The organism is Desulfovibrio oxyclinae DSM 11498, from assembly GCF_000375485.1.
Classification (GTDB): Bacteria; Desulfobacterota; Desulfovibrionia; order Desulfovibrionales; family Desulfovibrionaceae; genus Pseudodesulfovibrio; species Pseudodesulfovibrio oxyclinae.
On sequence record NZ_AQXE01000001.1, the window covers coordinates 473,118 to 485,899 of the forward strand.

13 protein-coding genes are annotated in these 12,782 nt (G+C 60.5%); 5 read left to right on the forward strand and 8 right to left on the reverse strand.

From position 1 onward, the window contains the following. Nucleotides 1-108: 108 nt before the first annotated feature. Nucleotides 109-783, reverse strand: a complete 675-nt coding sequence (locus tag B149_RS0102440; protein ID WP_018123571.1) for a Crp/Fnr family transcriptional regulator — start codon at nt 781-783, stop codon at nt 109-111. A gap of 98 nt (nt 784-881) precedes the next feature. Between B149_RS0102440 and B149_RS0102445 the strand changes: the two genes are divergently transcribed. The 5 genes from B149_RS0102445 to B149_RS0102465 are packed head-to-tail and all read left to right on the forward strand — an operon-like array spanning nt 882 to nt 4,687. Beyond that, nucleotides 882-2,195: a 4Fe-4S binding protein gene (locus tag B149_RS0102445; protein ID WP_018123572.1), complete on the forward strand. Its 1,314-nt coding sequence runs from the start codon at nt 882-884 to the stop codon at nt 2,193-2,195. A gap of 26 nt (nt 2,196-2,221) precedes the next feature. After that, nucleotides 2,222-3,004, forward strand: coding sequence for an ATP-binding protein (locus B149_RS0102450; RefSeq protein ID WP_018123573.1), 783 nt, complete (start codon nt 2,222-2,224; stop codon nt 3,002-3,004). A 12-nt stretch (nt 3,005-3,016) separates the two neighbouring features. Continuing rightward, nucleotides 3,017-3,334, forward strand: a complete 318-nt coding sequence (locus B149_RS0102455) for a cupin domain-containing protein (RefSeq protein ID WP_018123574.1) — start codon at nt 3,017-3,019, stop codon at nt 3,332-3,334. 11 nt (nt 3,335-3,345) lie between these two features. Then, complete coding sequence (locus B149_RS0102460) at nt 3,346-4,011, forward strand: nitrite/sulfite reductase domain-containing protein (RefSeq protein WP_018123575.1); 666 nt, start codon at nt 3,346-3,348, stop codon at nt 4,009-4,011. 16 nt (nt 4,012-4,027) lie between these two features. Next, entirely contained in the window at nt 4,028-4,687 is a 660-nt protein-coding gene (locus tag B149_RS0102465) for a nitrite/sulfite reductase domain-containing protein (protein ID WP_018123576.1), read from the forward strand. A 103-nt stretch (nt 4,688-4,790) separates the two neighbouring features. Here the strand turns inward: B149_RS0102465 and B149_RS0102470 are convergent, their stop codons facing one another. From B149_RS0102470 to B149_RS0102500, 7 genes are all read right to left on the reverse strand, one after another. Further along, nucleotides 4,791-6,332, reverse strand: a complete 1,542-nt coding sequence (locus tag B149_RS0102470) for an SLC13 family permease (RefSeq protein WP_018123577.1) — start codon at nt 6,330-6,332, stop codon at nt 4,791-4,793. Nucleotides 6,333-6,432: 100 nt separating this feature from the next. After that, nucleotides 6,433-7,752, reverse strand: a complete 1,320-nt coding sequence (locus tag B149_RS0102475; protein WP_018123578.1) for a malic enzyme-like NAD(P)-binding protein — start codon at nt 7,750-7,752, stop codon at nt 6,433-6,435. A 28-nt stretch (nt 7,753-7,780) separates the two neighbouring features. Then, a complete protein-coding gene (locus tag B149_RS0102480; protein ID WP_018123579.1) occupies nt 7,781-8,338 on the reverse strand; it encodes a Fe-S-containing hydro-lyase in 558 nt (185 codons plus the stop codon). Next, complete coding sequence (locus B149_RS0102485; RefSeq protein WP_018123580.1) at nt 8,338-9,177, reverse strand: fumarate hydratase; 840 nt, start codon at nt 9,175-9,177, stop codon at nt 8,338-8,340. Before B149_RS0102485 ends, B149_RS0102480 begins: the two co-directional genes overlap by 1 nt. Nucleotides 9,178-9,181: 4 nt before the next feature. Further along, nucleotides 9,182-9,919, reverse strand: a complete 738-nt coding sequence (locus B149_RS0102490; RefSeq protein ID WP_018123581.1) for a fumarate reductase iron-sulfur subunit — start codon at nt 9,917-9,919, stop codon at nt 9,182-9,184. A gap of 24 nt (nt 9,920-9,943) precedes the next feature. Further along, on the reverse strand, nt 9,944-11,824 hold the full coding sequence (locus tag B149_RS0102495; protein WP_018123582.1) for a fumarate reductase flavoprotein subunit: 1,881 nt from the start codon (nt 11,822-11,824) through the stop codon (nt 9,944-9,946). Nucleotides 11,825-11,837: 13 nt separating this feature from the next. Continuing rightward, on the reverse strand, nt 11,838-12,485 hold the full coding sequence (locus tag B149_RS0102500) for a succinate dehydrogenase/fumarate reductase cytochrome b subunit (RefSeq protein WP_018123583.1): 648 nt from the start codon (nt 12,483-12,485) through the stop codon (nt 11,838-11,840). Nucleotides 12,486-12,782: the final 297 nt, after the last annotated feature.

Below are 12,782 nucleotides of genomic sequence, written 5' to 3' on the forward strand. Positions count from 1 at the left end.
GCCGTTTTCGTGTTTAGTAGAAGGCCCCGCCATGGTTTTCCATGGCGGGGCCTTCTAAGTGGGGATGCCGTCCGCGTGGACAGCTTTCAGCTTGTTTCGATCTATGCCTCAACGTCCTTCGTCTGCGATCTCGCGCAGGCCGTCGGGATGCAGAACCGTTATGTCCTTTCCGGACATCTCGATGAGTTCATCCTCGGTGAAACGCTTCAGGATGCGGGAAAGCGTTTCCTGAATGGTGCCGAGATAAAAGGCGATCTGGCCTTTGGGAAGGTCCAGCCGGAAGGTATTGGAGTCGTGCGAGGAGGCCAGCAAAAGCAGGTAAGAGGCTACCCGGGAGGGGGCTTCCTTGAGGCTCAGTTCCTCGATCTTGTTCACGAGAATCCTCAGCCGTTCGGCCAGCTGTCCCATCATCTTCATGGCCAGATCCGGGTCCTGACTGATGATGCGTTCGAATTCACGTCGCGGGATGAACATGAGTTCGGAAGGGTCCAGCGTCTGGGCATGGACCGGGAAGGTCGAGCCCTGAAAGACCGGGACCTCGGCAAAGGACTCACCGGCGCCGAAGATGTGCAGTATCTGCTCTTTTCCCGAAGGGGACATGCGGAAGATCTTCACTCTCCCTGAAAGCGTGGCGTAGAAACCGTTTGCCGGCGTGTCGGATTCGAAGATCAGTTCGTTTCGTTTGTAATGCTTGCAGACGGCGATTTGCGACAGTCGCTCCAGTTGGTTGTCCGGCAGCCCCTGAAAAAGGGAAACCGAACGCACCGCGTCAATGCTCTCCATTCTCTATCTCCAAAAAAATTGCATTCATTCTGGCTGATTTGACTTGAATCATGTCACGATGCCCTGGATTTGTCCATTGTGGGGCCGTGGAGAGACGCATGAATATCCTTATCGCCATACTGACTTCCCTGTCGCTGATTCTGCTCGGCGCGCACCACCTTCGCTTCGGCGAACCGGGGCTGACCGCCGCAATGCTGGTTCTGGCGGCACTGTTCCTCGCCCGAAGAGCGTGGGTGCGGATTCCGGTGCTGTTTACACTCTTCTGGGGCGCGTGGACTTGGGCTGACGCTACTTACGGATTTGTTCGTATGCGTATCCTCATGGGAGCAGACTGGGAACGGCTGGTGGTGATCATGGGTGCGGTGATGCTAGTAACGCTGGCCGCCGTCTTGCTCAATATCGCTCCGGCACAGGCCGGGTGGTACCGCAAGGGCACGGAGAACGCCAGAGCACGGGGAGCCGTGTTTGTGCTCACCTGCATAGGTCTCGGCATTGCGAGCGCCAAGGTGTCTTTCCCCGTGCTGCTGCTTGAACGTTTTGCGCCGGGCTGGGGCTGGCTGGAGATCATCCTTCTCGCCATCTACGCCCAGTGGGTCGTGAACATGATGCTCGATCGCACGAAGCAGCCCAAGGTCCGCAGGCGTATATGGGCCGGATTTTCGGCAGTGTTCTTTTTGCAACTGCTCATGGGGCTGCTCGGTGTGGACCGGATGCTCATGACCGGCGAGCTGCATCTGCCGGTCCCCGCCCTGATCGCGGCCGGACCGGTCTTTCGGGGAGAAGGTTTCTTCATGCCGATCCTGTTCGGCGTGACGCTCATCCTCGTCGGGCCTGCATGGTGCAGCCATCTCTGCTACATCGGCGCATGGGATGATTCGGCTTCCCGCATGGGAGCGCGCCGTCCGGCTAATCTGGGACGAAGGATTGTTCTGCTGACCCGAGTCGCATCCCTCGTGCTGGTCGTGGCAGCGGCATATGCCATGCGGCTGACCGGAGTGTCCTGGATGACGGCGGTCTGGAGCGCGGCGATTTTCGGGATGGTGGGTGTGATTATCATGGCGACGGTTTCCCGGCGTATGGGAACCATGGTACACTGTACGACATTTTGCCCCATGGGTGTGGTGGCGAACGTGTTGGGAAAGATTTCCCCGTGGCGCATCCGCATCGGCAGAGACTGCACCGGCTGCAACGTCTGCTTCAGCCGCTGCCGCTACTCTGCTCTGGATGCCCGGGCCCTGCAGGAAGGCAGACCGTCCCTGAGTTGTACGCTTTGCGGAGACTGTGTGGGAGCCTGCCGTCACGGGCAGTTGGAATATGCATTCCCCGGCCTGACCGCCGAGGCAGCGCGAGCAGCGTTTCTGGTCATGGTGGTCGGCCTGCACGCCGTATTCCTCGGCGTTGCGAGAATATAGCAATAAGCAAGAAACAGGAGGACAATATGATTACCAATAGAAAGATCATTCGCATCGACGAAGAGAAGTGCGACGGCTGCGGCCTGTGCGTCACCGGCTGTGACGAGGGTGCTCTGCAGATAATCGACGGAAAGGCCCGGCTCGTGAAGGAAAACTTCTGCGACGGTCTTGGAGCGTGCATCGGCGAATGCCCTCAGGGGGCGCTGACCATCGAGGAACGTCCGGCAGAGGACTTTGAACCGGAAGCCGTGAAGGAGCACCTCAAGAAGCAGGGACGCGACATCCCTGATCACCTGCCCACCACCGAGGAAGTGCGTGGTACCCCCGTGCGGCCCATGGGTGGCGGTTGTCCCGGTTCCCAGCTGCGCAAGATGACACCCTGTGGTCAGGCAAACAAGCCCAAGGAGCAGAAGACTGCCGAAGGCTCCAGCCTGTCCCACTGGCCCGTGCAGCTGCGCCTTGTTCCGCCGACCGCGCCGTTCCTGCAGAACGCCGATGTGCTGCTGACCGCAGACTGCGTGCCCGTGGCGCTGCCCGGCTACCATTCGGACTACGTGGCAGGCAAGGTTGTGCTCATGGGCTGCCCCAAGTTCGACAACCAGATGGAATACGCCAATAAGCTGGCGGACATGGTGAACACGGCAAACCTGAATTCCATCACCGTGATGGAAATGGAGGTTCCCTGCTGCTCCACCATGAGCGTCATTCTGGACAAGGCCTTCGAGATGGCGGGAAGGCGGGTCCCCGTGACCAAGCTGACCATCTCGCTTGACGGCCGTGTCATCAATACCGAAACCTTTGAAGCGTAAGGAGACAAAGCCATGCGCAAGATCGACCTCATCGCAGAAAACGGATTCAAGGAGAAGACCTTCAGCAACATGCTCGTGCACGACTGCGCGTTCGTGAAGGTCATCAACTTCAACTTCGAACCGGGGCAGGAACTGCCTGTGCACAGCCACGATATCGAGGGCGAGCTGACCATCACCGTCCTTGAGGGCGGCGGCCAGTTCCTCGGTGCCGACGGCGCGGAAATCCCGGCCAAGCCCGGCGACGTGCTGGTGAGCGAAATTGCGGACCCGCACGGCTTCCGTGCCGAGAGTCGTACACGCCTGCTGGTTCACATCGCGCCCCCGATCTAGGTTCAGAGGCCATGAAAACGGTTCATGACACCTTCGGAGCGGCTTCCTGCCGGGCGGACGGCCTCTGCGCCCTCCGTCCGGCAATGCCGCAAGGCTTCATGGACGCCGAGTCGCTCATGCGAGTCGCGGAGGTCGTGCGAAAGTACGACCTTCCCGGCGTCCGCGCCACCGGCGCCCAGCGGCTTGAAATCCACGGCATCCCCCCTGAACTGGTGGATACGGTGACCCAAGCCGTGGGGTCGCTCGACGGAAAATGTCCGTTCATGATGACGCTTTGCCTCGGTAAAGGGCAGTGCTCCCGCGGTTTGCAGGATACACGCTCCATGGCGGCAGCTCTTGAAAACATGCTGGAAGCAATGACGGATATTTCCGTGCGTCCCAAGTTTGGAGTATCCGGTTGCCCACGCGGCTGCGGGCAGAGCTGGGTTCGCGACATAGGGCTGATCGGTGACGCAAAAGGGTGGACGCTGCTCTTTGGCGGTGCTGCCGGGCGCAAGGCGAGACCGGGCGAAATTATTGCAAAACACCTCTGCGATGGAGATGTTTTGAAATATGTGAAGCGAACGCTTGATTTTTTTGCGGGAAACGCCAAGAAAGGGGAGCGCGCCGCAGGCTTTGCGGAAAGGATCGGCATGGAAGCCGTCCGGCAGGCGGCGCAGAACCCCGAGCCTGAGTGACCCCAAGGAGTACAGCATGTCCGCCACGCCAAAAGGCGCCATCCTTCAACGCGACAAGAAAACATACGCCATCGTCCCGCGCACGCCGGTGGGACTCGTGACCCCCGACTCCCTCGAAGCGATCGCGCGGGCAGCCAGAAAATACGACGTTCCCATCATGAAGATAACCTCGGGCCAGCGCATTGCCATGGTCGGCCTTGAGGAAGAGAACGTGGACAAGGTCTGGGAAGACCTCAAGATGGAAATCGGCCCGGCGGTCGGGCTCTGTGTCCACTATGTTCAGGCCTGTCCGGGTACCGAGGTATGCAGCCTCGGCCAGCGCGATTCCCTCGGCTTCGGCCTTGAACTCGAAGACCATTTCGTGGGCTACGAGATGCCTGCCAAACTCAAGATTGGTATCTCCGGCTGCCCCATGTGCTGCGCCGAGTCCTATGTTCGCGACGTGGGCCTTATCGGCAAGAAAAAAGGCTGGACTGTGGTTGTCGGCGGCAACGCTTCCGGCAGACCCCGCATCGGCGATGTGCTTGCAGAAGACCTGAGCCGGGGCGAAGCCCGCGAGGTCGTGACCCGTTTCATCGATTTTTACCGCGACAACTCCGGCAAGCGCCAGCGCGCAGCCCGTTTCGTGGAAAAGGTCGGCATCGACGAGGTCGTCAAGCAGGTCCTGCGCCGCTAGATGCGCCGGATGGCATCACCCGTTGCGGGATGATCTTTCGCACTGAAAAGGGCTCCTCTTGGGGAGCCCTTTTTTGTTGTTTGAGAACGGCCACAGTAGCCCTTTACGGGGTGGGTGCCCATTCAGGCAGGGTGGAAAGGTCAACACCCCATACGGCGGGCAGGATGTAGACCACGAAGGCCGTGATCAGGATCGTGCCGAGGATGTTGAGCCATATGCCTGTTTTGGCCATTTGCTTGATGGATATGCACCCACTGCCGAAGACGACCGCGTTTGGCGGCGTCGCCACCGGGAGCATGAAGGCGAAGGATGCCGCCACACATGCGCCGACGATGGTCGCGAACGGATGAATGCTCATTGCAATGGCTGCGCTACCCATGATGGGAACCAGCAAGGTGGCGGTGGCGGTGTTGGAGGTGATCTCTGTCAGGAAGATGGTGATCAGTACCACCGTGGCCACGAAGACGAGGATGCTCGCGCCTTCGAGTCCGCCGAGCTGCGCGGCAATGTAGTTAGCCAGTCCGGTCTTTGCGAAGCCGTTGGCGATGGCAAGACCGCCGCCGAAGAGCAGAATGACGTCCCAGGGAATCTTGACCGCGGTTTTCCAGTCGAGAAGGAATTCGCCCTTCTTGAAGTTGGAGGGGATGGCGAAGAGCACCAGGGCGCCGAGAATACCGATGGTCGCGTCATGGATGTAGCCAAAGTTGGGCATCATATCGAGTACGAAGGGCATCTTCTTCAGGAAGCCGCGAGAGAGCCAGAAGGCCGCCACGAAACACCCCACGATGACGATTTTCTTTTCCTCGGGAGCCATGGGGCCGAGCTTGCGCAGCTCTTCCTCAATGATCTGTTTGCCGCCGGCCAGTTCCATGTTGCCCATGGGGAAGAGCATCTTGGTAAGCAGAATCCAGGACAGGGCGACCATGATCACCGCAAGGGGGACGCCGAAGAGCATCCACTGGCCGAAGCCGATCTGTACGCCGAACATTTTTTCGACCATGCCGACCATGACAGTATTCGGCGGCGTGCCGATGATGGTGGCCACGCCGCCCATGGAGGCCGCGTAGGCGATGCCGAGCATCAGACATTTACCGAAGTTGGATTCGGGGCCTGCGTTGCTGGCGCAGGCACGGATGTCCTTGGAATCGAATCCGGTGGCCTGCTGCACCACGGCGAGGCCGATGGGGACCATCATCATGGTCGTTGCCGTGTTGGAGACCCACATGGACAGAAAGCCCGTGGCGATCATGAATCCGAGGATCATCCTGCCGGGGCTTGTCCCCACCGTGCGGATGGTGTGGATGGCCACACGCCTGTGCAGGTTCCAGCGTTCCATGGTCACGGCAAGGAAGAAGCCGCCCATGAAGAGGTAGATGAGATGGTTCGCATACGGCGCGGTGGCCGCGTTGGATTTCATTACGCCGAGAAGCGGGAAAAGGGCGATGGGCAGCAATGACGTTGCGGGAATGGGAATGGCTTCGGTGATCCACCAGATAGCCATAAGGGCGGTGACGGCTGCCACTCGCCATGCTTCGATTTTCATTCCTTCGGGGGCCGGGATGAGAAGCATCAGGATGAAAACGATGGGACCGAGGAAAAAGCCGACTTTTCGGCCGTTTCCGCTGTCTCCTGCTTGTGCGCTCATGGATTCCTCTCCTTGGGTTGCTGCGGCGGACCGCGATTGATGGAAGCATGCCCGTGCCGGTCGAAGGGGCGGAACTCCTCACATCCCGCCCCCGGGATGCTCATATGCCCAGATTGTACGACTCCACGTAACTGCTCACGCGCGCCGTGGAATCGGCGATGCGGTGGCGCAGTTCGCTGGCGTAGGCTTCCGGGTCAATGCTCCTGCGCGCCACGCCCGTTTCCATCGCGGCTTTGGCGACCGCCACGGAAACGTATTCGATCAGACGCAGATCAAGCGCTTTGGGGATGATGTAGTCGATGCCGAATTCGAGGCTGTCCACCCCGAAGGCCTTGCACACGTATTCCGGGGCGGGCTGCTTGGCGAGATCCGCCAGCGCCTTTGCCGCGGCAAGCTTCATTTCTTCGTTGATGGCCGTAGCGCCTACGTCCAGCGCGCCGCGGAAGATGAAGGGGAAGCCCAGCACGTTGTTGACCTGATTGGGGAAATCCGAGCGTCCCGTGCCCATGATGGCATCCGGGCGTGCTTCCTTGGCGTCGGTGTAGGTGATTTCCGGGTCAGGGTTGGCGCAGGCGAAGATGATCGGGTTGTCGGCCATGGATTTGACCATGTCCTTGGAAACCATGCCCGCCACCGAGAGACCGAGGAAGCAGTCCGCGCCCTGCATGGCTTCGGCCAGCGAGCCGAATTCCTTGTCGGTGGCGTAGGCCTGCTTGGTTTCGCTCAGGTCCTTGCGGCTCTTGTTGATGTGACCGCGCGAGTCGAACATGGCGATGTTCTCGGGGGGCACGCCCATGCTTTTATAAAGGTTGGTGCAGGCGATTGCGGATGCCCCGGCTCCGGAGACGACCACGCGCAGATCCTCGGGCTTCTTGCCGGATATCTCCAACGCGTTCATCATGCCCGCAGCCGTGACGATGGCGGTGCCGTGTTGATCGTCGTGGAATACCGGGATGTTCATTTCCTTCTTGAGTCTTTCCTCAATGTAGAAGCATTCCGGTGCCTTGATGTCTTCAAGGTTGATGCCGCCAAAGGTCGGCTCCATGGCCTTGACGATCTCGATGAGCTGATCCGGGTCGGTGACGGCGAGGTTGATGTCGTACACGTCCACGTCCGCGAAGACCTTGAACAGTACGCCCTTGCCTTCCATGACCGGCTTTCCGGCGGCAGCGCCGATATTGCCGAGACCGAGCACGGCCGTTCCATTCGAGACCACTGCCACGAGGTTGCCTCGCGCGGTGTACTCGAAGGATTTTTCTGGATCGGCCGCGATCTCTTTGCAGGCTTCGGCCACGCCGGGGCTGTAGGCCATGGAAAGGTGCTTCTGGGTCACGCACGGCTTGACCGGAACGACTTCGACCTTTCCTTTCCGACCCATGGAATGATAGTCGAGCGCTTCCTGTTTGGTGAACAGTGCCATTGTAAAATCTCCTCGTGATTTCGATGCGTTATTCGATGCCTGCGGCCTTTCGGTCGGGCACGGCGTACAGTTCCTGTCCATGGGAATCGTTGATGACCAGCAGAGGGAAGTCCTCCACGGTCATCTTGCGGATCGCCTCGGGTCCCAGCTCCTCGAAGGCGATGACTTCGGACGCCTTGATGGAATTGGAGAGCAGGGCGCCCGCACCGCCGGTGGCTCCGAAGTAGACGGCGGTATGGTCCTGCAGGGCTTTTTGGGTTTCGTCATTGCGCTTGCCCTTGCCGATGGTGGCTTTGAGACCGAGCCGGTGAAGGCGGGGCGCATACGAGTCCATGCGGTAACTTGTGGTGGGGCCGGCGGCGCCGATGGGGCGGCCCGGCGGGGCCGGGCTCGGGCCGACGTAATAGATCGCCGCGCCCTGAAGATCGAAGGGCAGGTCTTCGCCCTTGTCCAGCAGCTCCACGAGTTTCTTGTGGGCCGCATCGCGGGCGGAGTAGATGGTGCCGGTCAGGAAGACCACGTCCCCGGCCTTGAGCGGGGTGATGTCTGCATCGGTCAGCGGGGTGGTAAGCTTGTATTCCGCCATTACAGAACGACCTCCTCGTGCCGCTGGGAGTGGCACTGGACATTGACGGCCAGCGGCAGGCTCGCCAGATGGCAGGGCTCCACGGTCATCTTGACGCTCAGCACCGTGGTTTTTCCGCCAAGCCCCATGGGGCCGATGCCCAGCCTGTTCACGGCTTCTTCCAGTTCCTTTTCCTTGGCCGCAATCTCTGGATCGGGGTGGGTGTCGTCGAGTCGGCGCATCAGTGATTTCTTGGCGATCTTCGCCGCATGGTCGAAGGTACCGCCTATGCCGATGCCCAGTACCGTTGGCGGGCAGGGGTTCGGACCGGCCTCGGCCACGCGTTCGATCACGTATTTCTTGATACCTTCCCAGCCCTGTGCCGGAGCCAGCATGGTCACGCGGCTCATGTTTTCACTGCCGCCACCCTTGGCCATGAACACGATCCTCAGCTTGTCACCGGGAACGAAATCGAAGTGGATGATTGCCGGAGTGCCGTCCCCGGTGTTGGCGCGGGTGAAGGGATCGCATGCGGATTTGCGCAGGTAGCCTTCCTGATATCCCTTGCGTGCACCCTCGTTGATGGCGTCGCGCAGGTTGCCGCCTTCCACGCGGGCCTCGTCGCCGACTTCCACGAAGAAGACGGCGAGCCCGGTATCCTGACACAGGGGCAGCTTGGTCTCGGCGGCAAGGTCGGCGTTCTCCAGAAGCTGGCGAAGCACTTCCCTGGCCGAGGGGCTCGTTTCCTCTTCCATGGCCTGCGAGAGCTTGTTGCGGACGTCGTCCGGAAGCTCCGTATTGGCCTTGACGCACATCCTCGCGACGGCGTCCACTATGTCGTTGGTATGAATGATACGCATGGCGTCACTTCCTGAATATTTCCTTGATTGCGGTGATGCCCATCTTGCGGCGCAGGAAGCCCAGTTGGTTCTGAAGCGGCAGCCCCTTGGGGCATACGTCTTCGCAGGCCAGCAGGCCCATGCAGCCGAAAATGCCGTTGTCGTTGCCGATGATCTCGAAGTAGTCGCTGTCGGTGCGCTGGTCACGCGGGTCCACCACGAAGCGTGCGATGCGGTTCAGGGCGGCGGCGCCCATGAAATCCTCGCGCAGACGGGCGGTTCCGCAAGCGGACACGCAACAGCCGCATTCGATGCAGCGTTCCAGTTCATAAATCTGTTCCGCCACGGCATTATCCATGCGCTCTTCCTGAGCGGCGGGGTCGAAGGTTCGGCTCGTGTGAACCCACGACTCGGTCTTGTCGTACATCTCCCGGAACCATACGCCGGTGTCCACGGCCAGATCTCCCACGAGCTTGAACACCGGAAGCGGATGCAGGGTGATCTTGCCGGGCTGATCCTTGGTTTTGGTCTGGCAGGCCAGCCCGGGGCGGCCGTTGATGACCATGGCGCACGCCCCGCAGATTCCGGCGCGGCAGCAGAAGTCGAAGACGAGGCTCGGGTCCTGCTCTTCGCGCAGCCTGTTCAGGGCGATGAACAGGGTCATGTTGGTGGTCTCTTCAAGGACGTACGTCTGCATGCGCGGCACGTCGCCCTGTTTCTGCGGATTGAATCGGAATATTTCGAATTCGAGTTGTCTACCCATGATGCGTTCCTTCCTTGAACCGGGTTACTTCTTCGTGCCGAGTTCGTTCACGGGGCTTTCCACGGTGCGGTCGCGCACGTACCCTTCGTCGGCCGGAATGATGGTTCCGCCGCCGTAGCCCCGGTCTCCCGGAGGAATTTCGAATTTGGCGGTGGTGTCCTCGTAGGAAAGCTCCGGCATGTCCGCGTTTTCGGGCCAGTAGGCCAGCGTGCGGTTGAGCCAGTCCTTGTCGTTGCGCTCCGGGTAGTCCTCGCGGTTGTGTGACCCGCGCGATTCGGTACGCTGCAGGGCGGCTTGGGCGATGCACAGCGCCAGCCTGACCTGTCCCTTGATCTTGAGGGCGGCGGCGAGTTCATAGTTCGGCCCGGTGCCGTCGGAAACCAGTCCCACTCGCTTGGCCTTGTCGAGGGTGCCCTGAAGCGTTTCCACGCATTCCTCAAGCCCCTGCTGATTCCGGAAGACGAAGCAGCCTTTCATGAGCGCTTCCTGCATCTCGTTGCGCACTTCGTACACGTTGAGTCTTCCGTTCTTGCCGCGGATCAGGTTTTCGATGCGCTCGCGCTGCTTGATGACCGCCTGATTGATGGTCTGGGTATTGAAGGTGGTTTCGTAGCCTTTGAGGAATTCGACGATCTTGGCACCGATGATGCCACCCGCGACAACGGTCTCGGCCAGCGAGTTTCCGCCGAGGCGGTTGAAGCCGTGCATGTCCCAGCAGGCTGCCTCGCCTGCGGAGAACAGACCCTTGAGGCCATATGCCGAGCCGTCCTTGTCCGTGCGGATGCCGGCCATGGTGTAGTGCTGCGTGGGGCGCACCGGGATGAGCTCGTGCCTTGGGTCTACGCCGAGGAAGTGATGGCATATCTCGTCCACTTCGCGCAGCTTGGTGGAAATGTGCTCGTTGCCCAGATGCCGGATGTCGAGCCAGAGGTGTTCGCCGTAGGGGCTTTTCACGCCCTTGCCCTGCCGCATGTGATGGGTCATCCATCGCGAGACCACGTCACGGGAGGCCAGCTCGGCCTTGTCCGGCTCGTAGATGTTCATGAATCGCTCTTCGTTTACGTCGAGAAGCGTTCCGCCGTCGCCGCGACAGCCCTCGGTCACGAGGATGTCGGTGGGGACGATACCGGTGGGGTGGAACTGGATGGCCTCGGGGTTGCCAATGGGTACCACGCCGGTGTCGTGGGCGATGATGTGCCCACCGCCGTCGCAGATGACCGCGTTGGTGGTGGCCTTGTAGATACGTCCGAAACCGCCGGTGCAGATGGCGGTGGCCTTGGCAAGGAAAACTTCCAATTCGCCGGTGCGAAGACAGCGGACCACGGCACCGGTGCAGGTCTCGCCGTCATGAATCAGCGAGACGGCTTCCTTCTTGTCGAAGACGTCGATGCCCAGTTCGGCGCAGCGGTTGTCCATGGTGCACATGACCGCATGGCCGGTGCCGTCCGAGGTATAACAGGTGCGCCATTTGGCGGTACCGCCGAAGGAGCGCGCAGTGATCAATCCTTCGTTTTCATCCTTTTCGTATTTCTCGAATTTCTCGCCGCCCTTGAAGAAGGTTGATTTGCCCGGAACAACCCGGTTCCACGGCACGCCCCAGTGGGCGAGGCGGCGCATTTCGATGGGTGCGGTGTCGGCGAAGAGCCGCGCCACTTCCTGATCGCAGCCCCAGTCGGAGCCTTTGACCGTGTCGATGAAGTGAACGTCTGGGCAGTCGCCGTCGCCCTTGGCGCAGTTGCCGAGTGCGGCCTGCATGCCGCCCTGTGCCGCAGAGGAATGGGAGCGGCGGGCCGGGACGATGGAGAGGCAAGTTGCCTTGAAGCCGTTCTGTGCCGCTTCGCAGGCGACGCGTTCCCCGGCGAGTCCGGCGCCGATGACCAGCAGATCTGAGTAGTGCGTTTGCATTGAAGAAACCTCGCTAGCCTAACGTTACGAAACGGATCAGGGTGATGACGCCGATGACCATGAAGATGGTGAAAAGCGTCTTTTCGAATTTCTTGAATCCCTTGCGGTCTTCGGATTTGACGAAGCCCCACTTCACGCCGATGCGGTAGAAGCCGATGCTCACGTGCAGTTCCACGCAGGGCAGAAGGACCATGTAGAAGATGAACCACCAGAACTGCTGGATGCGCGCTGCCGACTTGGCGGCGGTGATGGGCAGGTCGGTGAGCACCACCCACATGTGGATGGCGCCGAGGATCAGGATGATCATGGCGGTTCCGGCCTGAACGACCCAGAGCCACGTGTCGCGGTGTTTGAGCATTCTGGCGTGCCTGACGATGGTTCCCTGTCCTTCGGCCCGGAACGGAATCTTTCTGGCGGCGAGGACGAAGTGGAGCAGGAAGGTCAGGAAGATCAGCGGCCCGCCCACCTGGGCCATGTAGGTGGCTTCGAAGAAATGGGCGATGGCGTTCATGATTTTGGGCGAGATGACTACCGAGGAGACCAGTATCATGTGGCACCACATGAAGAGGATCAGCCCGGCGCCGGTGAGCATCTGTAGCCAGTCGAGCCCTGCGTCCCGACGGGACATGCCTGCGGCGGATGTCGGATTGGCTTTCATCATAAGGGTTCACCTGTGGGGTTGTGGAATTGAAGATGGCTAGACCGTTTTCCGAAGCGGCGTGAAACTGGGGGTCAAGGAGATTCTCCGGCTGGCAGTCCCTTGTCCCTTCGGGAGATGGCGGCAGAGTCGCCTTCGTGCATGGAGGCATCCTCCGGTGATAAGTTGGCGAAAAACCAGGTCGCAACATCCCCGTTAGAGCAACAGCTGTGCCACGGTCGGTAACTGGATTGTTCCCGGCTGGGCTGGGTTGATTCCTTCAACGAAAAAGCGCATCGGCGAAAAATCGCCGATGCGCCC